Below are 21,980 nucleotides of genomic sequence, written 5' to 3'. Positions count from 1 at the left end.
GCAATCCCCGACCCGACAACAAGAGGGACTTCGATGATCGGCTTCACCTTCCGCCAGCTGGAATACTTCGTCGCCACCGCCGAGCAAGGCAGTGTCAGTGCCGCAGCGCGTGCCAAGCACATTTCCCAGCCGTCGGTGTCGCTGGCGATCTCCCAGCTCGAGGCGCTGCTGGCCGAGAAGCTGTTCCTGCGCCAGGCCAGTCGCGGCCTGGAACTGACGCCGGCAGGCCGTCAGTTGCTCGAGCAGGCCCGCGAAATCCTGGCGATGGCCGCCGCCATCCGTGGCCACGGCGAAGAACCGCAAGCGCTGCGCGGCAACCTGAGCCTGATCTGCTTCCAGGACCTCGGACCATGGTACGCACCACGCCTGCTCAGCGGATTCCGCCAGCGTCACCCCGAGGTCGCAATCACCCTGTTCGAAGCCGACCTGGGCGAAGTCAACCGGCGCCTGGGCGACGGCAAGGCGGAGCTTGCGCTGACCTACGATGTCGGGCTGGACCCACGTATCGAGCGCCGCGTGCTGGCACAACTGGCGCCCTACGCACTGCTGCCCGCCGAGCATCCATTGGCCAGCCAGGAGCGGGTATCGCTGGTGGACCTGGCGCAGGAATGCCTGATTCTCGAGGACATCGCCCGCACCCGCGAATACTTCCTTTCGTTGTTCTGGGCCCACGACCTGCAACCTCGGGCCCAGCAACTGACCCAGACGTTCGAGATGCAACGCGGCCTGGTCGCCCATGGCTATGGCGTGGCGCTGTCATGCACACGGCCGGCGGGCGACCAGAGCTACGACGGTCAGTTGCTGGCCTGCCGTCCGCTGCTCGAAGCGGTGAGCCCGCAATCGGTAGTGCTGGCGCAGTCCAGCGCCATGCGTCCGTCACCCGCAGCCCAGGCAATGCTGCGCTGGGCCAGCGAGCTGTTCGCCGTCTAGCTCAGACGTTGGCAGGCGCCACCTGGGGCTGGCGGGCCACCCACAGCCAGTAGCCGACCGACAGCAGCGCCAACCAGCCAAGGCCTACGTAGAGCGCCGTGCGCGTATCGGGGAACCAGCCCAGCACGACGAAGATGAACACCATGAAGACGATGGCGCAAGCCGGCCCCAGCGGCCACCAAGGCACCGGGAACTTCAGCGCGGCGACCTCTTCGCGGCGCATGCCGCGACGCATCGCCACCTGCGACAACAGGATCATCAGCCAGACCCAGACGATCGAGAAGGTCACCACGCCGGCCAGGATCAGGAACAGGCCGTCCGGCACCAGGTAGTTCAACACCACGCCCAGCAGCAACGCGACGCCCATCACCAGCACGGTCATCCATGGCACACCGAACCGCGACAACCGCGCAAAGCCCGCAGGCGCCTGGCCATTGTGCGCCATGCCATACATCATCCGCCCGGCACTGAAGATGTCGCTGTTGATCGCCGAGACAGCCGCCGAAATCACCACGAGGTTGAGCACGCTGGCCGCCGAGCCAATGCCCAGACCACTGAAGATCTGCACGAACGGGCTGCCCTGGCTGCCGATCTTCGGCCAGGGGTACAGGGCCATCAGCACGAACAGGGTGAGCACGTAGAACAGCAGGATGCGCAGGGGTACCGAGTTGATCGCCCTGGGCAAGGCACGTGCAGGATCGCGCGCCTCGCCAGCGGTGATGCCGATCATCTCCACGCCGCCGAAGGCGAACATCACCACGGTGAACGACGCGATCATGCCGCCCACGCCGTTGGGGAAGAACCCGCCGTGATTCCACAGGTTGTCCAGCCCGGCAACCGCCTGCGCCTCGTTGCCCAACTGGATGCCGAACAGCAGCACCGAGCCACCGGCGACGATCATCGCCACGATCGCCGTGACCTTGACCAGCGACAACCAGAACTCCATCTCGCCGAACACCTTGACGCTGCACAGGTTCAGCGCCCCGATGAAACAGACGATGCCCAGCACCCAGATCCAGCGCGGGGTGTCTGGAAACCACAGGCCCATGTAGACGCCGAAGGCGGTCACGTCGGCCAGGCACACCACCAGCATGGAAAACGCATAGCTCCAGCCCGTGAGAAACCCCGGGAAGCGCCCCAGGTACTGGCTGGTGTACTGCCCGAACGAGCCGGACACCGGATTGCGTACCGCCATCTCGCCGAGCGCGCGCATCATCATGTAGATCGCCGCGCCACCGATCAGGTAGGCCAGCAGCACCGATGGCCCGGCCAGCTTGATCGCCGCAGCCGAGCCGTAGAACAGCCCGGTACCGATGGCCGAACCCAGCGCCATGAAACGGATATGACGGGTGCTAAGGCCCCGTCGCAGATCGTTGCGGTCGTTCATCCCAGGGACTCCTCGTTGTTCTTGTTCTGGTGCCTGGGCCGCGACCGAAGTACGTGCCCAGGGAGTGTCACGACGCCCGGGAAGGCGTGGGCGACCCGGCTATTAACCGGCCATTCGACGGGAGGGACAACACGCCAAGGCATACAGAATAGCTATAGTGGCGCATAGGAAATCTGTGATTTACCCACCCCTGCCCTGCCCCGATGCTGGTGTCACTACAACAACAGAGGGCAGGCCATGAATTCCCATATCGAAGACTTCCAGCGCGACGGCGCCGTGGTATTGCGCGGTGTGTTCAAGGACTGGATCGAGCGCCTGCGCGAAGGATTCGAGCAGAACCTCGCCGAGCCCAGCGCATTCGCCATCGAGAACGTCGGCGCTGGCGAGAGTGGTCGCTTCTTCGAGGACTACTGCAACTGGCAACGCATTCCCGCCTTCACCGACTTCGTGCGCAACTCGCCCGCCGCCGGGCTTGCCGGCCAACTCATGGGCGCCCGGCAGGTGCAGGTGTTCCACGACCACATCCTGGTCAAGGAACCCGGCACCAACAAGCCCACGCCCTGGCACCAGGACCTGCCGTACTACTGCGTCGACGGCCAGCAGACCGCCAGTTACTGGATCCCGCTGGACCCGGTGAGCAGCAGCAATACCCTGAGCGTGGTGCTCGGCTCGCACCGCTGGCCCAAACCGGTAAGGCCCAAGCGCTGGGCCAGCAACAGCGACTTCTACGGCGCCACCGATGCGGCCGGGCAAAGCCTGTACATGGACATGCCGGACGTGGAAAACGGCGAATTCGAAATTCTCTCGCCGCAGATGGAGCCGGGCGATGCCGTGGTCTTCGATTTCCGCACCGTGCATGGCGCTGCCGGCAACACCGGCAGCGGACGCCGGCGCGCGTTCTCGACTCGCTTCCTCGGTGACGACGCGCGCTATGTGCAACGACCAGGACGCACGTCGCCGCCCTTCCCCGGCATCGACCTGCGCGATGGCGATCGGATGCGCGAGGACTGGTTCCCGGTGGTCTGGACCCGCGACTGAGTCGGGGTAAGCTGCGCACATCGCGATCACGCTCAATACAAGGCCGGAAACCCTGTTTCCGGCCTTGATCGTTCAGGTCGGCAGACGATCCTGCGCCTGACCTCCAGCGCCTGCCGGGAAATGGCCGGCCTGCTCTGCATCCGCTCCCTGGCGTCCTGCAACGGGCGAAAAAAGCCTGTACCATTGCCGGTTCAAAATTTGCCACCAGACCACCTGCTTCAAGGCCCTGAATGTCTGATCTCTCCGCACACACCCCGATGATGCAGCAGTACTGGAAGCTGAAGAACCAGCATCCAGACCAGCTGATGTTCTACCGCATGGGCGACTTCTACGAGATCTTCTACGAAGATGCGAAGAAAGCCGCGAAACTGCTGGATATCACCCTGACCGCCCGCGGTCAGTCGGCGGGCCAGTCGATCCCCATGTGCGGGATTCCGTTCCATTCGCTGGAGGGCTACCTGGCCAAGCTGGTCAAGCTCGGCGAGTCGGTGGTGATCTGCGAGCAGATCGGCGACCCGGCCACCAGCAAAGGCCCGGTGGAGCGCCAGGTGGTGCGCATCATCACCCCGGGCACGGTCAGCGACGAGGCGCTGCTCGACGAGCGCCGCGACAACCTGATCGCCGCACTGCTGGGCGATGAGCGCCTGTTCGGCCTGGCTGTGCTGGACATCACCAGCGGCAGCTTCACCGTGCAGGAGATCAAGGGCTGGGAGAACCTGCTGGCCGAACTCGAGCGCATCAACCCGGTGGAGCTGCTGATACCCGACGACTGGCCCCAGGGCCTGCCGGCGGAGAAGCGTCCGGGCGCGCGGCGTCGAGCGCCATGGGACTTCGATCGCGACTCGGCGCGCAAGAGTCTGTGCCAGCAGTTCGCGACCCAGGACCTCAAGGGCTTCGGCTGCGACAAGCTGACCCTGGCCATCGGCGCCGCTGGCTGTCTGCTGACCTACGCCAGGGAAACCCAGCGCACCAGCCTGCCGCACCTGCGCAGCCTGCGCCACGAGCGCATGGACGACACGGTGATCCTCGACGGCGCCAGCCGCCGTAACCTGGAGCTGGACATCAACCTGGCCGGTGGCCGCGACAACACCCTGCAGTCGGTCATCGACCGCTGCCAGACCGCCATGGCCAGCCGCCTGCTGACCCGCTGGCTGAATCGCCCGCTACGCGACCTGAAAGTACTGCAGGCGCGGCAGGATTCGATCCGCTGCTTCCTCGACGGCTACCGTTTCGAGAAATTGCAGCCGCAATTGAAAGAAATCGGAGACATCGAGCGCATCCTGGCCCGTATCGGCCTGCGCAATGCCCGCCCACGAGACCTGGCGCGCCTGCGCGATGCGCTCGGCGCCCTGCCCGAACTGCAGAACGCCATGGCCGAACTGGAAGCCCCTCACCTGGCGCGCCTGGCAGCCATCACCGGCACTTACCCGGAGCTGGCCAGCCTGCTGGAACGGGCGATCATCGACAATCCGCCGGCGGTGATCCGCGACGGCGGCGTGCTCAAGACCGGCTACGACAGCGAGCTCGACGAGTTGCTGGCCATGAGCGAGAACGCCGGCCAGTTCCTCATCGACCTCGAAGCGCGTGAAAAGGCCCGCACCGGCCTTACCAACCTCAAGGTCGGCTACAACCGCGTGCACGGCTACTTCATCGAGCTGCCGACCAAGCAGGCCGAACAGGCGCCAGCCGACTACATCCGCCGCCAGACCCTCAAGGGTGCCGAGCGCTTCATTACCCCGGAGCTGAAGGCCTTCGAAGACAAGGCGCTGTCGGCCAAGAGCCGCGCCCTGGCCCGTGAGAAGATGCTCTACGATGCCTTGCTCGAGACGCTGATCAGCCATCTGGCACCGCTACAGGACAGCGCAGCGGCCCTGGCCGAACTGGACGTGCTGAGCAACCTTGCCGAGCGCGCGCTGAACCTGGACCTGAACTGCCCAGGCTTCGTCGACGAACCCTGCCTGCGCATCGAGCAAGGCCGCCATCCGGTGGTCGAACAGGTACTGACCACACCGTTCGTGGCCAACGACCTGGGCCTGGACAACAACACACGGATGCTGATCATCACCGGGCCGAACATGGGTGGTAAATCCACCTACATGCGCCAGACCGCACTGATCGTGCTGATGGCACATATCGGCAGCTTCGTGCCAGCTGCGCGCTGCGAGCTGTCGCTGGTGGACCGCATCTTCACCCGCATCGGCTCCAGCGACGACCTGGCGGGCGGGCGCTCGACCTTCATGGTGGAAATGAGCGAAACCGCCAACATCCTGCACAACGCCACCGACCGCAGCCTGGTGCTGATGGACGAAGTCGGCCGCGGCACCAGCACCTTCGACGGGCTGTCGCTGGCCTGGGCGGCAGCCGAGCGCCTGGCTCAGTTGCGCGCCTACACGCTGTTCGCCACCCACTACTTCGAGCTGACCGTGTTGCCGGACAGCGAACCGCTGGTGGCCAACGTGCACCTGAACGCCACCGAGCACAACGAGCGTATCGTCTTCCTGCACCACGTGCTGCCAGGCCCTGCCAGCCAGAGCTACGGCCTGGCCGTGGCGCAGCTGGCCGGTGTGCCTTCGCCCGTGATCCAGCGTGCCCGCGAACACCTCGGTCGCCTGGAAACTGCCAGCCTGCCTCACGAGGCACCGCTGAGCAAAACCAAGGGCCAGGCGCAGGTGCCGCACCAGAGCGACCTGTTCGCCAGCCTGCCGCACCCGGCCATCGAGAAGCTGGGCAAGCTGGACCTGGACGACATGACGCCGCGCCAAGCTATCGAAATGCTATATCAACTGAAAAACCTGTTATAACGGCGACCCGCGCAAGCTGGTAGAATCCGGCGCGGTTTGCCGGAGCTGCAGGTTATTAGCCTGGCCTGCAGCTACCGTGAACCGCGCTGCCCTCAAAGGAAGGGCACGCTGCCGTCGCCTGAGGAGAGAATTAGAAATGACCTTCGTCGTCACCGACAACTGCATCAAATGCAAGTACACCGACTGCGTGGAAGTCTGTCCGGTGGACTGCTTCTACGAAGGCCCGAATTTCCTGGTCATTCACCCGGACGAGTGCATCGACTGCGCACTGTGCGAGCCAGAGTGCCCGGCCCAGGCCATTTTCTCGGAGGACGAGGTGCCTGCGGGGATGGAGAACTTCATCGAGCTCAACGCCGAGTTGGCCGAGATCTGGCCGAACATCACCGAGCGCAAGGATGCCCTGCCTGACGCTGAAGAGTGGGATGGCAAGACGGGCAAGATCGCTGATCTGGAGCGCTGATCGCCTCGGTCATGCGGTATTGAAGAAGGCCCCTCGCGGGCCTTTTTTGTGCCTGGCGTTCGGGCTGGCGGAGAGGTGCGGGGTCAAATCGCAGGCAAAAAAAAGGGGCGGTTTGACCCGCCCACATTTTTTCCGTAGTCCCTGCTTGTCCCATTCATCATCCTGATGAATCGCATCCTGCGATGTCCTTGGCGATCATCCTTGAAAGCCTGTGCCAGTCCGTCGGCACACTTCAGATACTAGCGACTTCCCCAGCATGAGCAACCCATGAGCCTCTCAAGATACTTCAGGGGAAACACTTTCACACAACCTAAAAAATCAATGAATTCAAATAGATAGAAAAAGCCACCCACTGAAAACGACAATGATTTACTCATACTGGTAGTGAAGGCTTACACCATGAGTAAGCAATCTCTTACACGCAAAGCAACGGTGCTAGCGATTTGAACATTTACTCCGGGCAAAAAAATGCCCCGAGATTATCGGGGCACCTTGCACTACAGACCGCGGCTACTGGAACAGCGACTCACTGGACAGGCCATTCTTCTCCAGGATCTCGCGCAGGCGCTTGAGGCCTTCGACCTGGATCTGCCGCACCCGCTCGCGGGTCAGGCCGATCTCCAGGCCCACGTCCTCCAGCGTGCTGCTTTCATGACCGCGCAGGCCGAAGCGGCGAATGACCACCTCGCGCTGCTTGTCGGTCAGTTCGCCCAGCCACTGGTCGATGCTCTGGGACAGATCATCATCCTGCAGCAGTTCGCACGGATCGGTGGGGCGATCGTCAGTGAGCGTGTCGAGCAGTGTCTTGTCAGAATCCGGGCCGAGCGAAACGTCGACCGAAGAGACACGCTCGTTCAGGCCGAGCATACGCTTGACCTCAGCCACCGGCTTTTCCAGCAGCCCGGCGATTTCTTCCGGAGACGGTTCGTGGTCGAGCTTCTGGGTCAGCTCGCGCGCGGCGCGCAGGTAGACGTTGAGCTCCTTGACCACATGAATCGGCAGGCGAATGGTGCGGGTCTGGTTCATGATCGCCCGCTCGATGGTCTGGCGAATCCACCAGGTGGCGTAGGTCGAGAAGCGGAACCCGCGTTCAGGGTCGAACTTCTCCACGGCACGGATCAAACCCAGGTTGCCTTCTTCGATCAGGTCGAGCAGCGAAAGCCCGCGATTGACGTAGCGGCGGGCAATCTTGACCACCAGTCGCAGGTTGCTTTCGATCATGCGCTTGCGCCCGGCAGGGTCACCCTTCTGCGACAGGCGCGCGAAGTGCACTTCCTCTTCCGGCGACAGCAGAGGCGAGAAGCCGATCTCGTTGAGGTACAGCTGCGTGGCATCGAGCGCGCGGCTGTAATCGATGTACTTGTGTTGCTTGAGCGATGAGCCCGACTTGGCCCTGGTCCGAACCGAAGGTACAGCAGGTTCGTCTGACACCACATCCGTTTCCAAAACGATGCCCGTCTCCATCACAAGAAGGTCATCGTCGATGTCAAACTCCGGCACTTCTTTGCTGAGAGCCATTGTTATAGTCCTTTGCTGAGTTCGAACCTCAGACTCTAGCGTCGCCTGATTCCCTGGCAGCGCTAAAGCCTGTCCCCTTTACGTCCTCAGGAACAGGCTGGTGCAACAATCAACGGCGTGGCAGGAACTGGAGAGGGTCTACGGGTTTGCCCTGGCGGCGAATCTCGAAATGCAGCTTCACCCGATCAGTGCCCGTTGACCCCATTTCTGCGATCGTCTGCCCTGCCTTGACCTGCTGCCCCTCCCGAACCATGAGCCTGCGGTTGTGGCCGTAGGCACTGACGTAGGTATCATTGTGCTTGATGATGATGAGTTCGCCGTAGCCCCTCAAGCCACTGCCGGCGTAGACCACCGCACCATCAGAAGCAGCAAAAACAGGCTGTCCCAAATCTCCGGCGATATCAATGCCTTTATTCAAACTACCGTTTGAAGCGAATTTTCCAATCAGCACGCCGTTTGCCGGCCATGTCCAGCCGCCGACCGCGCGCTCTGCGGCCGGCACCTGGGTCACCACCGGGGCGGAAGTGGCAGGGGCAGGCGTTGCCGACTTGTCGCTGTTTGTTGCAGGGGCCGGGGCAGTGCCAACCGGGCGCCGCGTGACCGTGGTTCTGCTCGAAGACGAAGGGCCGGAAGTGATGACCGTGGTACTGCCACCGCTGCCGGTGCTGAAACGAATCGGCTGGCCCGGTCGGATGGTATAGGGCGCGGCAATGCCGTTGCGCGCGGCCAGCTCCTTGTAGTCCCAGCCATAGCGGAAGGCGATGGAGAACAGGGTGTCACCGGGCTTGACGATGTATTGTCCCGAAGTCACGGTCGGACGCTTGGGCGCCGCATTGTTGCGATCGACCACCCGAGCGCCACTGGAGCCGGTGCTGGAGCATCCTGCCAGCAGGGTTCCCATGGCCAGCGCAATCACCAGAAGCTTGAAACCCGACCGATCCTTGCGCTGCCGAATGATTGTGTGACCCACCCGCGCTCCCCTCATGGTGCCGAAATCTGGATATGACTTGATGCAACATTATTGCAATTATAACCGAGCCCGACCCGCTTGGGTGGCCGGCACGGGCCTTGCCATTCTGGCGGGGTTTGGCCTACCCCGCCAGATAGACCGGCCCGCGGCGCAAGAATTCGTTACAACTGCAAAAAATCCCCTGGCCCTCAGGCCAACGGGCCGTTGAGCAGCGGCACGAAGCGCACGGCGCCCAGCACCCGGCGCGAAAAACCCTGTTCTTCGCGAACGATGAGCAGCAGTTGCTGGGCTTCCCCTGCCGGCCCCACCGGGATCACCATGCGCCCACCTGGCGCCAGCTGGTCGAGCAGGGCCTGCGGCACTTCGGGTGCCACCGCCGTGACGATGATGCCGTTGTAGGGCGCCAGCGCCGGCCAGCCCTCGCAGCCATCGCCCCAGCGGAATACCACGTTGCGCAGGTTGAGCTCGACCAGACGCTCCTTGGCGCGGTCCTGCAGGACCTTGATCCGCTCGACCGAGAACACCCGCTCGACCAGTTGCGAGAGGATGGCGGTCTGGTAGCCGGAACCGGTGCCGATCTCCAGCACCTTGTCCAGGGGGCCGGCTTCGAGCAGCAGCTCGCTCATGTGCGCGACCATGAAAGGCTGCGAGATGGTCTGGTTGTGACCGATGGGCAGCGCGGTATCTTCGTACGCGCGATGGGCTAGGGCCTCGTCGACGAACAGATGACGCGGGGTGCGGCGAATGGTCTCGAGCACCTTGGTGTTCGACACGCCTTCTTCGTACAAGCGCTGGATCAGGCGCTCCCGGGTCCGCTGGGAGGTCATGCCGATACCGCCACGGCGCTGCAGATCATCCTGTTCACGCATCAGAGCAGCCCCTCCAGCCAGCCGTCGAGGCGCTCGAAGGCATCGTTGAAGGTGCGGTCCAGCTGCAGCGGGGTGATCGACACGTAGCCCTGCATCACGGCGTGGAAATCGGTGCCAGGGCCGCCGTCCTCGGCGTCACCGGCCACGGCGATCCAGTACCCTTCCTTGCCCCGCGGGTTGACCACCTTGGTCGGCGCTGCGGCGCGTGCCCTGTGCCCCAGCCGGGTCAGGCGGATACCCCGGATGTGCTCCAGCGGCAGGTTGGGGATGTTGACGTTGAGCACGGTGCGCGGCGGCAGTTCCAGGCGCGACTGCGCCTCGACCAGGCGCCGGGCGATATGCGCGGCGGTCGGCAGGTTGTCGGGCAGGCGCGACAACAGCGAGAACGCCAGCGAAGTGCCACCGAGGAAACGGCCTTCCAGTGCGGCGGCAACCGTGCCGGAATACAGCACGTCATCGCCCAGGTTGGCGCCCAGGTTGATGCCGGAAACGACCATGTCGGGCGTTTCCGGCAACAGGCCGTTGAGCCCCAGGTGCACGCAATCGGTGGGCGTGCCGTTGAGGCTGATGAAACCGTTGGCCAGCACCTGCGGGTGCAGCGGCCGGTCGAGCGTCAGCGAACTGCCGGCGCCGCTCTTGTCTTGATCCGGGGCGATCACCACGCACTCGGCGTAGTCCTGCAGCGCACCGTGAAGCGCAGCGAGGCCGGGAGCGGTAACACCGTCGTCGTTGGAAATCAGAATACGCATGGGCTTTCCGTCTGCCCTGCCGGCACCAGATCCACAAGTTCGCGCACCACCACGGTGGCGAAGCATCCGGCCGGAAGGACGAATTCCAGTTGCAGGATATCAGGCTCGGGATAATGCCACGTCAGGCGCCCAATAGGGAGCCGCAGGATACGCCGTTCGTGATCCATGCCCGCCCTGCCCAACCACTGGCACAGTGCCGGATGGCGTTCGCCGATCGCCGTTTCCAGCGCCGCGGTCCCGCCCGTGCTCGACGGAAGGCCCGCGCCCCACATGGGACCGGTAGGATGGAGGTCGAGAATTGCCAGCCGAGGGTCGGAGCATTCCTGCTCACCAGCCGGAAAGAAACTACGGCTATCCGTGAAGGCCAGAAGATCGCCAACCTGTGCCCGGTTCCAGCTCCCGTCGGTCACCCGCGCCGCCAGGGCCTGGTTGAACAGGTAGCTGCGCCCCGCAGACAGCAGCCGCGAACGCACATTGCGCTGCTCGGGCAAGGCCTGGCGAGCCGCCCAGTCGAGTGCGTCGTGCACATTGCCGCCGGCATGGCCGAAGCGCTGGGCACCGAAATAGTTCGGTACACCCTGCACCTTGAGCTGTTCCAGACGTGCGTCCAGCGCCTGGCGATCAGCAGTCAGGGCGGTCAGTCGCAGGGTGAAGCCATTGGCCGAATGCGCACCGCGCTGCAGCTTGCGCTGGTGACGCACCTGCCTGAGCACGCGCAGGGTGTCATCCTCGGCACGCGACAGGTCCGGGTCGGCCTTGCCCGGCAGGTGCAGGCTGAACCACTGGCGGGTCAGGGCCTGGCGGTCCTTGAGGCCGGCATAGCTGATCGCGCGTACCGGTACACCGGCGGCACGCGCCAGGCGGCGGGCGGCTTCCTCGGTATTCAGGTCGCGCTTCTCGACCCACAGCCACAGGTGTTCACCCTGACCGGACAACGGGATGTCGAGCACTTCGTCGACCTGGAAGTCCTCGGCGACCGCCTTGAGCACGGCGCGGCCCAGGGCCTCGCCGCTGGCGCGCGGGCCCAGCAGTTCCAGTTCGGTCATGCTGGCAGCAGCAGGGCGACCGCATGTACGGCGATCCCCTCCTCCCGGCCGGTGAAGCCCAGCTTCTCGGTGGTCGTGGCCTTGACGTTGACCTGGTCGAGCTCGACCTGCAGGTCCTGGGCGATCAACTGGCGCATGGTGTCGATGTGCGGGGCCATCTTCGGTGCCTGGGCGACGATGGTGGCGTCGACATTGCCGACCTTCCAGCCCTTGGCCTGGACGATGGCCAGCACATGGCGCAACAGCACGCGGCTGTCGGCGCCCTTGAACTGCGGATCGGTGTCGGGGAAGTGCTTGCCGATGTCGCCCAGCGCCGCAGCGCCCAGCAGGGCATCGCTCAGGGCGTGCAACAGCACGTCGCCATCGGAATGGGCCAGCAGGCCGTATCTGTGGGGAATACGCACCCCGCCCAAGGTAATGAAATCACCGTCGGCGAAACGGTGCACATCGTAGCCGTGGCCAATACGCATAGAAAAACGCCCTGATTGAGTCAGGGCGTGATTCTACCTGCTTTGGCCGCTATTGGGGCTGCCTTGTGGGCGCACCCCGACGGCGCTGTGCCTACACCCGCCCCAGCGCCACCGCGTGGTGACGCAGGTGCTCATCGATGAAGCTGGCGATGAAGTAGTAGCTGTGGTCGTAACCGGGCTGCAGGCGCAGGGTCAGGGCGTGCCCGCCCTTGCGTGCGGCCTGCTCCAGCGCATGGGGCTTGAGCTGCTTTTCCAGGAAGTCATCGCGGTCGCCCTGATCCACCAACAGGGGCGGACATTGTCCCGCCTCGGCCAGCAGTACACTGGCGTCCCACTCGCGCCAGCGCGCCCGGTCATCACCCAGGTAGCGAGTGAAGGCCTTTTCACCCCAGGGACAATCCATGGGGTTGCTGATCGGCGAGAACGCCGACACCGAACGGTAGCGCCCCGGATTGCGCAGGGCGCATACCAGTGCACCGTGCCCGCCCATCGAATGACCGCTGATGCTGCGCTGATCGGAGGCCGGGAAGTGTGCCTCGATCAGTGCCGGCAACTCCTGCACCACATAGTCGTGCATGCGGTAGTGCTGCGCCCAGGGCTGCTGGGTGGCATTGAGGTAGAAGCCGGCGCCCAGGCCGAAGTCCCAGGCACCGTCCGGATCGCCGGGCACCTGTTCGCCACGCGGACTGGTGTCGGGGGCGACGATGATCAACCCCAGCTCGGCCGCCAGGCGCTGGGCCCCGGCCTTCTGCATGAAGTTCTCGTCGGTGCAGGTCAGCCCGCTGAGCCAGTACAGCACCGGCAGTTTCTCGCCCTGTTCGGCCTGCGGCGGCAGGTAGACGGCGAACACCATGTCGCAGCCCAGGACCTTGGAGTGATGGCGGTAGCGCTTGTGCCAACCGCCGAAGCTTTTCTGGCAAGAGATGTTTTCCAGGCTCATGGCTGACCTCAGAAGTGGATCACGCTACGGATGCTCTTGCCTTCGTGCATCAGGTCGAAGGCCTTGTTGATGTCCTCCAGCCCCATGGTGTGGGTAATGAAGGTATCCAGCGGGATCTCGCCCTTCTCGGCCATGTCGACGTAGCTCGGCAGCTCGCTGCGCCCGCGCACGCCACCGAAGGCCGAACCGCGCCAGACGCGGCCGGTCACCAGCTGGAACGGGCGGGTGGCGATTTCCTGGCCGGCCCCGGCCACGCCGATGATCACCGATTCGCCCCAGCCCTTGTGGCAGCACTCCAGCGCTGCACGCATCAACTGCACGTTGCCGATGCACTCGAAGGAGAAGTCCACGCCGCCATCGGTGAGGTCGACGATCACTTCCTGGATCGGACGGTCGTATTCCTTCGGGTTGATGCAGTCAGTGGCGCCGAGCTGGCGCGCGATCTCGAACTTCGCCGGGTTGATGTCGATGGCGATGATGCGCGAGGCCTTGGCCTTCACCGCGCCGATGATCGCCGACAGGCCGATGCCGCCCAGGCCGAAGATGGCCACGGTGTCACCGGGCTTGACCTTGGCGGTGTTGAGCACGGCGCCGATACCGGTGGTCACGCCACAGCCGAGCAGGCAGACCTTCTCCAGCGGCGCCTCCTTCTGGATCTTGGCCACGGAGATTTCCGGCAGCACGGTGTACTCGGAGAAAGTCGAGGTGCCCATGTAGTGGAACAGCTGCTGGCCCTTGTACGAAAAACGCGTGGTGCCATCCGGCATCAGGCCCTTGCCCTGGGTGGCGCGGATGGCCTGGCACAGGTTGGTCTTGCCCGACAGGCAAAACTTGCACTTGCCGCATTCAGGGGTGTACAGCGGGATCACGTGATCACCGACGGCCAGCGAGGTGACGCCCTCGCCCACCGCCTCGACGATCGCCCCGCCTTCGTGGCCGAGGATCGACGGGAAGATGCCCTCAGGGTCAGCACCGGACAGGGTGTAGGCATCGGTATGGCAGACCCCGCTGGCCACCACGCGCAACAACACCTCGCCCGCCTTGGGCATGGCCACGTCGACTTCGACGATTTCCAGGGGTTTCTTGGCCTCGAAGGCAACAGCGGCGCGGGACTTGATCATCAGGGTCTCCAGACAGGTGGTCGATTCAGACGTCCAGTGTAATTCAAGCGCTTTTGGTGAATAATCCAGGCAATAGCAAAACATTATTGCCATGCAGGGATAATCAATGAGCAACCTCTGGGAAGGCATCGACGAGTTCGTCGCCGTTGCCGAGTCGGGTCAGTTCACCGCCGCGGCCGAGCGGCTGGGGGTTTCCTCGTCGCATGTGAGCCGGCAGATCGCGCGCCTGGAAGAACGCCTGCAGACCCGCCTGCTGTACCGCAGCACCCGGCGGGTGACCCTGAGCGAGGCCGGGCAGACCTTCCTGCAGCACTGCCAGCGTCTGCAGGACGGCCGCGAGGAAGCGCTGCGCGCGATGGGCGACCTGGCCAGCGAACCCAAGGGCCTGCTGCGCATGACCTGCGCGGTGGCCTATGGCGAGCGCTTCATCGTGCCGCTGGTGACGCGCTTCATGGCCCGCTATCCGCAACTGCGGGTCGAAGTGGAACTGAGCAACCGCACCCTGGATCTGCTGCACGAGGGCATGGACCTGGCCATTCGCCTGGGCCGCCTGCAGGACTCCCGCCTGGTGGCGACGCGCCTGGCACCGAGGCGCATGTACCTGTGTGCGTCGCCCGCCTACCTGGAGCGCTACGGTCGGCCGCACAGCCTGTCGGAACTGGCGCGACACAACTGCCTGGTGGGCAGCTCGGACCTGTGGGTGCTGCAGCAGGAGGGCCGCGAGATCAGCCAACGAGTGCAAGGCAACTGGCGCTGCAACAGTGGCCAGGCGGTGTTGGATGCCGCACTGCAGGGCATCGGGCTGTGTCAGTTACCGGACTACTACGTGCTCGAGCACTTGCACAGTGGCGCCCTGGTGTCGCTGCTGGAAGCACACCAGCCTCCGAATACGGCAGTGTGGGCGCTGTACCCGCAGCAGCGGCACTTGTCGCCGAAGGTGCGCAGGCTGGTGGACGCTCTCAAGGAAGGATTGGCGCAGTTGCCTGAGTATCGTCAGGCTTGAGCGCAAGCAGCGGCCTTGCTCCCGACCGACACCTCAACGCCGCCCGGCCCAGCGCTGGCGCAACCACTCCAGGTCTTCCGGTCGGGTCACCTTGATGTTGTCGCTGCGGCCTTCGATCAGGCGCGGGGCGTGCCCGGCCCATTCGATGGCGGAGGATTCGTCGGTCACTGCCACATCCGACACAAGGCACTCGGCCAAGGCGCGGTGCAGCATGCCCAGACGGAACATCTGCGGGGTATAGGCCTGCCACACGGTGCTGCGATCCACCGTGGCACTGACCCGGCCCTGGGCGTCGGCACGCTTGAGCGTATCGCGCGCCGGCACCGCCAGCAGCCCGCCCACCGGATCGTCGGCCAGTTCCGACAGCAGCTTGTCCAGATCACTGCGGGCAAGATTGGGCCGGGCAGCATCGTGCACCAGCACCCAGTCATCGTCCGCCGCGCCCTGGGCGTGCAGCAACAGCAAGGCGTTCAATACCGAATCGGCACGCTCGCGGCCACCGGCAGCACGCAGGATGCGCGCATCGCTGGCGCAACGCAGCGTCGGCCAGTACGGATCGTCTTCGGCAATGCTGAGCACCACGCCCTTGAGGGCGGGGTGGCCCAGAAAACAGTCGAGGCTATGCTCGAGAATGGTCTGTCCGCCCAATTGCAGGTACTGCTTGGGGCGGTCGGCAGCCATGCGGGCACCAACGCCCGCGGCAGGAATCACGGCCCAGAAGGCCGGCAGTTGCTGGATCATTTCTGTGGCAGCTGGTAGAGGGTTTCGCCCTCCTTGACCATCCCCAGTTCATGACGAGCCCGTTCTTCCACGGTCTCCATACCTTTCTTCAACTCCAGCACCTCTGCGTCGAGCACGCGATTGCGTTCCAGCAGCCGTTCGTTTTCGGCGTGCTGGTCGGCGATCTGCTGTTGCAGCTCGGCCACTTGCGCGAGGCTGCCATTACCGACCCAGAGGCGGTACTGCAGGCCTCCAAGCAGCAACAACAGGACGAGGAACAACCAATAGGGACTGCGCATGAAGGTATCCAGGGTAAAAGGCCGCCGCAGCGAGCTTCCGATAGCACGAAGCCTGGCCGAGGCCAGGCTTCGTCGACAGAAACCCGTTTGAAGGCGCCGAACGCTCAGTAAGAACGTTCAGACAGCCCCGGCTGCTGCCTTTTTACCATCTCTTGCTCAGCCGCGAAACTCGGTACGGCCACGGTAGACGGCCTTGGCACCCAGTTGCTCTTCGATACGCAGCAGCTGGTTGTACTTCGAGACGCGGTCGGAACGGCACAGCGAGCCGGTCTTGATCTGGCCTGCGGCAGTACCGACGGCCAGGTCGGCGATGGTCGAGTCTTCGGTTTCACCGGAACGGTGCGAGATCACCGCGGTGTAGCCGGCAGCCTTGGCCATCTGGATGGCTTCCAGGGTTTCGGTCAGCGAGCCGATCTGGTTGAACTTGATCAGGATCGAGTTGCCGATGCCCTTCTCGATGCCTTCCTTGAGGATCTTGGTGTTGGTCACGAACAGGTCGTCACCGACCAGTTGCACCTTGGCGCCGATCTTGTCGGTCAGGATCTTCCAGCCCGCCCAGTCGGACTCGTCCAGGCCGTCTTCGATCGAGATGATCGGGAAGCGCTCGGTCAGGCCTTTCAGGTAGTCGGCGAAACCTTCGGCGTCGAACGACTTGCCTTCACCGGACAGGTTGTACTTGCCGTCTTCGTAGAACTCGGAAGCGGCGCAGTCAAGGGCCAGGGTCACGTCGGTGCCCAGCTTGTAGCCAGCCTTCTCGACAGCTTCGGCGATAGCCGCCAGGGCGTCTTCGTTGGATGCCAGGTTCGGGGCGAAGCCACCTTCGTCACCGACGGCAGTGTTCAGGCCACGGGCCTTCAGGACAGCCTTGAGGTGGTGGAAGATCTCGGTGCCCATGCGCAGGCCGTCGGAGAAGGTCTTGGCACCAACCGGCTGGACCATGAACTCCTGGATGTCGACGTTATTGTCGGCGTGCTCGCCGCCGTTGATGATGTTCATCATCGGCACCGGCATGGAGTACTGGCCCGGAGTGCCGTTGAGGTTGGCGATGTGCGCGTACAGCGGCAGGTCCTGGTCCTGGGCAGCAGCCTTGGCAGCAGCCAGCGACACGGCGAGGATGGCGTTGGCGCCCAGCTTGGCCTTGTTCTCGGTGCCGTCCAGTTCGATCATGGCGCGGTCGAGTGCTTTCTGCTCGGAAGGATCCTTGCCCAGCAGCAGGTCACGGATCGGACCGTTGATGTTGGCGACGGCCTTCAGCACGCCCTTGCCCAGGTAGCGGCTCTTGTCGCCATCACGCAGCTCCAGCGCTTCGCGCGAGCCGGTGGAAGCACCAGACGGCGCGCAGGCGCTGCCAATGATGCCGTTGTCGAGCAGCACATCGGCTTCCACGGTGGGGTTGCCACGCGAGTCGAGAACTTCACGACCCTTGATGTCGACGATCTTTGCCATTGTTGTAAGCACTCCAGAATTGACGAAAACAACGCAGCTTTTGGGAATTCTTGCCGTTCACCAGGCGACATGGCACGGGCAGGCCTGGCGAAGGGAGCCCCTGACCGACAGGTCAGGGGTGGAACGGGCGGTACTTTACCCGAGAAACGAGCTTTACGCGGTTTCTACCGTCGGAAAACTTTTCACCAGGTCGTCCAGTTGCTTGAGTTGCGACAGGAACGGCTCGAGCTTGTCCAGGCGCAGGGCGCACGGACCGTCGCACTTGGCGTTGTCCGGGTCCGGGTGGGCTTCGAGGAACAGGCCGGCCAGGCCCTGGCTCATGCCGGCCTTGGCCAGGTCGGTGACCTGGGCACGACGGCCACCGGCGGAGTCGGCACGACCACCCGGCGTCTGCAGCGAGTGGGTGACGTCGAAGAACACCGGGTACTCGAACTGCTTCATGATGCCGAAGCCGAGCATGTCGACCACCAGGTTGTTGTAGCCGAAGCTCGAACCGCGCTCGCAGAGGATGAGCTGGTCGTTGCCGGCCTCGACGCACTTGGCGAGGATGTGCTTCATCTCGTGCGGCGCGAGGAACTGCGCCTTCTTGATGTTGATCACCGCACCGGTCTTGGCCATGGCCACCACCAGGTCGGTCTGGCGCGAGAGAAACGCTGGCAGCTGGATGATGTCGCAGACCTTGGCCACCGGTTCGCACTGGTAGGGCTCGTGCACATCGGTGATCACCGGCACGTTGAAGGTGCGCTTGATCTCCTCGAAGATCTTCAGCCCCTCCTCCATGCCAGGCCCTCGGTACGAGGCCACCGACGAACGGTTGGCCTTGTCGAAGCTGGCCTTGAACACGTACGGGATGCCGAGCTTCTCGGTCACCCGCACGTACTCTTCGCAGACCTTCAGGGCCAGGTCACGGGACTCCAGGACGTTCATGCCGCCGAACAGGACGAACGGCTTGTCGTTGGCGATCTCGATGTTACCGACGCGAATGATCTTCTGGGTCATGGATCAGGCCTTGTTCTTCTGTGCCAGGGCTGCCTTGACGAAGCCACTGAACAGCGGGTGGCCGTCACGCGGGGTCGAGGTGAACTCGGGGTGGAACTGGCAGGCGACGAACCATGGGTGATCCTTCGACTCGACCACTTCGACCAGCGCGCCGTCTTCGGAACGACCCGAAACCACCAGACCGGCGTCGATCAGTTGCGGCAGCAGGTTGTTGTTCACTTCGTAGCGGTGACGGTGACGCTCGGTGATCACGTCGCTGCCGTAGCAGTCGTGGACCTTGGAGCCGGCAACCAGCTGGCAGTCCTGCGCGCCCAGGCGCATGGTGCCGCCCAGGTCGGATGCTTCGGTGCGGGTCTCGACGGCACCGGTGGCATCGGCCCACTCGGTGATCAGGCCGACCACCGGATGCGCGCCATTGCGATCGAACTCGGTGGAGTTGGCGTCTTTCCAGCCCACCACGTTACGGGCGAACTCGATGACGGCCACCTGCATGCCCAGGCAGATGCCCAGGTACGGAACCTTGTTCTCACGGGCGAACTGCACCGCCTTGATCTTGCCTTCCACGCCGCGCAGACCGAAGCCGCCCGGCACCAGGATGGCGTCGGCGCCCTCGAGCAGGCCGGTGCCCTGGTTCTCGATGTCTTCGGAATCGATGTAGCGCAGGTTGACCTTGGTGCGGTTGGTGATGCCGGCGTGGCTCATCGCCTCGATCAGCGACTTGTACGCATCGAGCAGCTCCATGTACTTGCCGACCATGGCGATGGTGACTTCCTGCTCGGGGTTGAGCTTGGCATCGACGACCTTGTCCCACTCGGACAGGTCGGCGCCATTGCACTGCAGGCCGAAGCGCTCGACGACGAAGTCGTCCAGGCCCTGCGCGTGCAGCACGCCCGGGATCTTGTAGATGGTGTCGACGTCTTCCAGCGAGATGACCGCACGCTCCTCGACGTTGGTGAACAACGCGATCTTGCGACGCGACGAGGCATCGACCGGGTGATCGGAGCGGCAGATCAGCACGTCAGGCTGCAGGCCGATGGAGCGCAGCTCCTTGACCGAGTGCTGAGTGGGCTTGGTCTTGGTCTCGCCGGCGGTGGCGATGTACGGCACCAGCGTCAGGTGCATCAGCATGGCGCGCTTGGAGCCGACTTCGACGCGCAGCTGGCGGATGGCTTCGAGGAACGGCTGCGACTCGATGTCGCCGACGGTGCCGCCGATTTCCACCAGGGCCACGTCGGCATCGCCGGCGCCCTTGATGATGCGACGCTTGATCTCGTCGGTGATGTGCGGAATGACCTGGATGGTCGCGCCCAGGTAGTCACCACGACGCTCCTTGCGCAGCACGTGCTCGTAGATGCGGCCGGTGGTGAAGTTGTTGTTCTGGGTCATCGTGGTGCGGATGAACCGCTCGTAGTGGCCCAGGTCGAGGTCGGTCTCGGCGCCGTCGTGGGTGACGAACACTTCACCGTGCTGGAACGGGCTCATGGTGCCCGGGTCGACGTTGATGTACGGGTCCAGCTTGAGCATGGTGACCTTGAGCCCCCGCGCTTCCAGGATGGCCGCCAGGGAAGCCGAGGCAATGCCTTTCCCCAATGAAGAAACAACACCGCCCGTGACGAATATGTAGCGCGTCATGAAAAACCCTAGAAGTCTGCGTTAAGGCGGTCAGCGCCGCCGGAGAAAGCGAAGGAAGGCCGAAGCCCCCGATCACCTGCGTCAATCACAGTGCATCTCGAACAACTGCCGCGTCTGTACAGACCGGGGGTATCCCCAGTGTGGAGCTCGCTCGTCATTTTAAGAATCAGCCCAGCAAAAAACTGCTTGGTAATCGGCAACTCCTGTGTTTTCGCGGAACCCACAGAAGCTGTATCAAGAAGGGAGGGTAGTCTACCTGAATGTACCCTTCAGCTCAAACCTTGCACGTTGGTCGGTGGCTGCCAGTGCAACTGCCAATCGCCCTGCCCCGGTTCCGCCAGGTTGGCCACCGCCAGCAGGCGCTCGCCCTGCCACAGCAGCGGCAGGCGCTGGCGCACGAAGTGCGGCACGCGGTGCTCGTTGAGCAGGCGCTTGAGGTCACGGTGGCCGCGCGCTGGAATGTCGAGCACTTCGCCGCCCTGGCGATAGGCGATATGCAGGCCAGGCCCGGGAAGGCCACCCGCCAGCCGCACGCGGCCATTGCCAGGCAGCGCGAGGGGCTGGCTTGGGTCTGGCCAAGGTGCTCCACCCTGCGGCGCCTGCAGCCAATCGCCGCTCAACCACCAGAGCCGCCCCTGGCTGCGCTGCAACTGGCCATCGGTCAAACGCCAGAGCGGCTGGGCATCGGCGGCCGCATCGCGCAGGTTTTCCCAGCCGGCCCAATGGCGGCTGTCGGGCAGACGTGTCCTGCTACTGAGCCAGTACTGCAGGGCGTTACGCTGGCGCGCCGGCGAAAGCGCCGCCAGTATCCCCATGTCCAGTGAGTCCAGGCATTGCCAGGGCGCTTGCGCTCCAGGGCTTGCAGCCGCGATGTCGGTGGCGGCGAGCTCGTCCAGAAGTGCCAGTGCCTCGCCCAGGTGGGCTGCACTGCGCGCCAGGTTCTGGCTCGCTTGCGGCCAGCGCTGGCGCAGCAGCGGGAGCACTTCGGCGCGCAGGAAATTGCGGGCGAAGCGGGTGTCGGTGTTGGACGGGTCCTCGATCCACTTCAGCCCCGATGCCTGGGCATACGCCTGCAACTGGTCCCGCGACTGCTCGAGCAACGGCCTGACCAGCCGCCCCTGCCCCAGCGAACGCGAGGCGGGCATCGCTGCCAGGCCGCGCAGACCGGCGCCGCGCAACAGGCGAAACAGCAGGGTCTCTGCCTGGTCTTCGCGATGCTGACCGGTGAACAGCACTTCGCCAGGGCCCAGAAGCGCAGTGAACGCCCGATAGCGGGCCTCGCGGGCGGCTTGCTCGAGGCTGGCGGCAGGATCGACCTGGACGCGGATCACGTGCAGTTCTACACCCAGCGCATCACACACCTGCTGGCAATGTGCGGGCCAGGCGTCGGCGGCCGCTTGCAGACCGTGATGGATATGCACGGCACACAGCGGCGGTGCGTCATGATGGCGCACATGGTCGGCGAGCAGGTGTAGCAGGACGGTGGAATCGAGGCCGCCGGAGAAGGCGACATGCCAGGCGCGGGCTTTGAGCCAGGGGGACAGGGATTGGGTGAGGTCGGGCATGGTTGCCTCACTGAGCG

General features: G+C 64.2%; 20 protein-coding genes. 5 read left to right on the top strand and 15 right to left on the bottom strand.

Annotated elements, in window-relative coordinates; genetic code table 11:
* Positions 1-33: 33 nt before the first annotated feature.
* Positions 34-930 (top strand): LysR substrate-binding domain-containing protein, encoded by an 897-nt coding sequence (locus AC1TXO_RS06410; protein ID WP_486405538.1) that lies wholly within the window; start codon positions 34-36, stop codon positions 928-930.
* A gap of 1 nt (position 931) precedes the next feature.
* On the opposite strand, the gene AC1TXO_RS06405 is transcribed toward AC1TXO_RS06410, so the two are convergent.
* Positions 932-2,317 carry an amino acid permease gene (locus AC1TXO_RS06405; protein WP_486405537.1) on the bottom strand — a complete coding sequence of 462 codons (1,386 nt, stop codon included), beginning with the start codon at positions 2,315-2,317 and terminating at the stop codon, positions 932-934.
* Between the two features lie 237 nt (positions 2,318-2,554).
* Here AC1TXO_RS06405 and AC1TXO_RS06400 point away from each other — a divergent pair, with 237 nt between their 5' ends.
* From AC1TXO_RS06400 to fdxA, 3 genes are all read left to right on the top strand, one after another.
* Positions 2,555-3,355 carry a phytanoyl-CoA dioxygenase family protein gene (locus AC1TXO_RS06400; protein WP_486405536.1) on the top strand — a complete coding sequence of 267 codons (801 nt, stop codon included), beginning with the start codon at positions 2,555-2,557 and terminating at the stop codon, positions 3,353-3,355.
* 230 nt (positions 3,356-3,585) lie between these two features.
* Positions 3,586-6,156 (top strand): DNA mismatch repair protein MutS, encoded by a 2,571-nt coding sequence (mutS, locus tag AC1TXO_RS06395; protein ID WP_486405535.1) that lies wholly within the window; start codon positions 3,586-3,588, stop codon positions 6,154-6,156.
* 136 nt (positions 6,157-6,292) lie between these two features.
* Positions 6,293-6,616, top strand: coding sequence for a ferredoxin FdxA (fdxA, locus tag AC1TXO_RS06390; RefSeq protein ID WP_004375459.1), 324 nt, complete (start codon positions 6,293-6,295; stop codon positions 6,614-6,616).
* 510 nt (positions 6,617-7,126) lie between these two features.
* On the opposite strand, the gene rpoS is transcribed toward fdxA, so the two are convergent.
* From rpoS to AC1TXO_RS06350, 8 genes are all read right to left on the bottom strand, one after another.
* The gene (gene rpoS / locus AC1TXO_RS06385) at positions 7,127-8,134 is read right to left on the bottom strand and encodes an RNA polymerase sigma factor RpoS (RefSeq protein ID WP_486405534.1); all 1,008 of its coding nucleotides are present in this window, start codon (positions 8,132-8,134) and stop codon (positions 7,127-7,129) included.
* A gap of 109 nt (positions 8,135-8,243) precedes the next feature.
* Positions 8,244-9,104: a peptidoglycan DD-metalloendopeptidase family protein gene (locus AC1TXO_RS06380; RefSeq protein ID WP_486405533.1), complete on the bottom strand. Its 861-nt coding sequence runs from the start codon at positions 9,102-9,104 to the stop codon at positions 8,244-8,246.
* 188 nt (positions 9,105-9,292) lie between these two features.
* Entirely contained in the window at positions 9,293-9,931 is a 639-nt protein-coding gene (locus tag AC1TXO_RS06375; protein ID WP_486406800.1) for a protein-L-isoaspartate(D-aspartate) O-methyltransferase, read from the bottom strand.
* Positions 9,932-9,972: 41 nt separating this feature from the next.
* Entirely contained in the window at positions 9,973-10,722 is a 750-nt protein-coding gene (gene surE / locus AC1TXO_RS06370; RefSeq protein WP_486405532.1) for a 5'/3'-nucleotidase SurE, read from the bottom strand.
* Entirely contained in the window at positions 10,710-11,768 is a 1,059-nt protein-coding gene (gene truD, locus AC1TXO_RS06365) for a tRNA pseudouridine(13) synthase TruD (RefSeq protein WP_486405531.1), read from the bottom strand. The genes surE and truD overlap by 13 nt, the downstream gene beginning before the upstream one ends.
* The gene (gene ispF, locus AC1TXO_RS06360; protein ID WP_486405530.1) at positions 11,765-12,238 is read right to left on the bottom strand and encodes a 2-C-methyl-D-erythritol 2,4-cyclodiphosphate synthase; all 474 of its coding nucleotides are present in this window, start codon (positions 12,236-12,238) and stop codon (positions 11,765-11,767) included. The genes truD and ispF overlap by 4 nt, the downstream gene beginning before the upstream one ends.
* Before the next feature lie 91 nt (positions 12,239-12,329).
* Complete coding sequence (gene fghA, locus AC1TXO_RS06355) at positions 12,330-13,178, bottom strand: S-formylglutathione hydrolase (protein WP_486405529.1); 849 nt, start codon at positions 13,176-13,178, stop codon at positions 12,330-12,332.
* 8 nt (positions 13,179-13,186) lie between these two features.
* A complete protein-coding gene (locus AC1TXO_RS06350; protein WP_486405528.1) occupies positions 13,187-14,299 on the bottom strand; it encodes an S-(hydroxymethyl)glutathione dehydrogenase/class III alcohol dehydrogenase in 1,113 nt (370 codons plus the stop codon).
* A gap of 106 nt (positions 14,300-14,405) precedes the next feature.
* Between AC1TXO_RS06350 and AC1TXO_RS06345 the strand changes: the two genes are divergently transcribed.
* The gene (locus AC1TXO_RS06345; protein WP_486405527.1) at positions 14,406-15,302 is read left to right on the top strand and encodes a LysR substrate-binding domain-containing protein; all 897 of its coding nucleotides are present in this window, start codon (positions 14,406-14,408) and stop codon (positions 15,300-15,302) included.
* Positions 15,303-15,335: 33 nt separating this feature from the next.
* Here AC1TXO_RS06345 and ispD read toward each other — a convergent pair whose 3' ends face one another.
* From ispD to tilS, 6 genes are all read right to left on the bottom strand, one after another.
* On the bottom strand, positions 15,336-16,043 hold the full coding sequence (ispD, locus tag AC1TXO_RS06340) for a 2-C-methyl-D-erythritol 4-phosphate cytidylyltransferase (protein ID WP_486405526.1): 708 nt from the start codon (positions 16,041-16,043) through the stop codon (positions 15,336-15,338).
* Complete coding sequence (gene ftsB, locus AC1TXO_RS06335) at positions 16,040-16,321, bottom strand: cell division protein FtsB (RefSeq protein WP_054891061.1); 282 nt, start codon at positions 16,319-16,321, stop codon at positions 16,040-16,042. The genes ispD and ftsB overlap by 4 nt, the downstream gene beginning before the upstream one ends.
* Positions 16,322-16,477: 156 nt before the next feature.
* Positions 16,478-17,767 (bottom strand): phosphopyruvate hydratase, encoded by a 1,290-nt coding sequence (gene eno, locus AC1TXO_RS06330; protein WP_486405525.1) that lies wholly within the window; start codon positions 17,765-17,767, stop codon positions 16,478-16,480.
* Between the two features lie 153 nt (positions 17,768-17,920).
* A complete protein-coding gene (gene kdsA / locus AC1TXO_RS06325) occupies positions 17,921-18,766 on the bottom strand; it encodes a 3-deoxy-8-phosphooctulonate synthase (RefSeq protein ID WP_486405524.1) in 846 nt (281 codons plus the stop codon).
* A gap of 3 nt (positions 18,767-18,769) precedes the next feature.
* Complete coding sequence (pyrG, locus tag AC1TXO_RS06320) at positions 18,770-20,398, bottom strand: CTP synthase (protein ID WP_486405523.1); 1,629 nt, start codon at positions 20,396-20,398, stop codon at positions 18,770-18,772.
* A 269-nt stretch (positions 20,399-20,667) separates the two neighbouring features.
* Positions 20,668-21,963, bottom strand: coding sequence for a tRNA lysidine(34) synthetase TilS (gene tilS / locus AC1TXO_RS06315; protein ID WP_486405522.1), 1,296 nt, complete (start codon positions 21,961-21,963; stop codon positions 20,668-20,670).
* Positions 21,964-21,980 lie beyond the last annotated feature (17 nt).

This window comes from Pseudomonas sp. FA117 (genome assembly GCF_057370475.1).
This window is presented reverse-complemented; position numbering and strand designations above follow the sequence as displayed.

What these genes read in the sequence shown, in the direction of transcription:
- AC1TXO_RS06410 (WP_486405538.1), top strand. Translation starts at nt 34, where the DNA reads ATGATCGGCTTCACCTTCCGCCAGCTGGAATACTTCGTCGCCACCGCC.
- AC1TXO_RS06405 (WP_486405537.1), bottom strand. Translation starts at nt 2,317, where the DNA reads ATGAACGACCGCAACGATCTGCGACGGGGCCTTAGCACCCGTCATATC.
- AC1TXO_RS06400 (WP_486405536.1), top strand. Translation starts at nt 2,555, where the DNA reads ATGAATTCCCATATCGAAGACTTCCAGCGCGACGGCGCCGTGGTATTG.
- mutS (WP_486405535.1), top strand. Translation starts at nt 3,586, where the DNA reads ATGTCTGATCTCTCCGCACACACCCCGATGATGCAGCAGTACTGGAAG.
- fdxA (WP_004375459.1), top strand. Translation starts at nt 6,293, where the DNA reads ATGACCTTCGTCGTCACCGACAACTGCATCAAATGCAAGTACACCGAC.
- rpoS (WP_486405534.1), bottom strand. Translation starts at nt 8,134, where the DNA reads ATGGCTCTCAGCAAAGAAGTGCCGGAGTTTGACATCGACGATGACCTT.
- AC1TXO_RS06375 (WP_486406800.1), bottom strand. Translation starts at nt 9,931, where the DNA reads ATGACCTCCCAGCGGACCCGGGAGCGCCTGATCCAGCGCTTGTACGAA.
- surE (WP_486405532.1), bottom strand. Translation starts at nt 10,722, where the DNA reads ATGCGTATTCTGATTTCCAACGACGACGGTGTTACCGCTCCCGGCCTC.
- truD (WP_486405531.1), bottom strand. Translation starts at nt 11,768, where the DNA reads ATGACCGAACTGGAACTGCTGGGCCCGCGCGCCAGCGGCGAGGCCCTG.
- ispF (WP_486405530.1), bottom strand. Translation starts at nt 12,238, where the DNA reads ATGCGTATTGGCCACGGCTACGATGTGCACCGTTTCGCCGACGGTGAT.
- fghA (WP_486405529.1), bottom strand. Translation starts at nt 13,178, where the DNA reads ATGAGCCTGGAAAACATCTCTTGCCAGAAAAGCTTCGGCGGTTGGCAC.
- AC1TXO_RS06350 (WP_486405528.1), bottom strand. Translation starts at nt 14,299, where the DNA reads ATGATCAAGTCCCGCGCCGCTGTTGCCTTCGAGGCCAAGAAACCCCTG.
- AC1TXO_RS06345 (WP_486405527.1), top strand. Translation starts at nt 14,406, where the DNA reads ATGAGCAACCTCTGGGAAGGCATCGACGAGTTCGTCGCCGTTGCCGAG.
- ispD (WP_486405526.1), bottom strand. Translation starts at nt 16,043, where the DNA reads ATGATCCAGCAACTGCCGGCCTTCTGGGCCGTGATTCCTGCCGCGGGC.
- ftsB (WP_054891061.1), bottom strand. Translation starts at nt 16,321, where the DNA reads ATGCGCAGTCCCTATTGGTTGTTCCTCGTCCTGTTGTTGCTGCTTGGA.
- eno (WP_486405525.1), bottom strand. Translation starts at nt 17,767, where the DNA reads ATGGCAAAGATCGTCGACATCAAGGGTCGTGAAGTTCTCGACTCGCGT.
- kdsA (WP_486405524.1), bottom strand. Translation starts at nt 18,766, where the DNA reads ATGACCCAGAAGATCATTCGCGTCGGTAACATCGAGATCGCCAACGAC.
- pyrG (WP_486405523.1), bottom strand. Translation starts at nt 20,398, where the DNA reads ATGACGCGCTACATATTCGTCACGGGCGGTGTTGTTTCTTCATTGGGG.
- tilS (WP_486405522.1), bottom strand. Translation starts at nt 21,963, where the DNA reads ATGCCCGACCTCACCCAATCCCTGTCCCCCTGGCTCAAAGCCCGCGCC.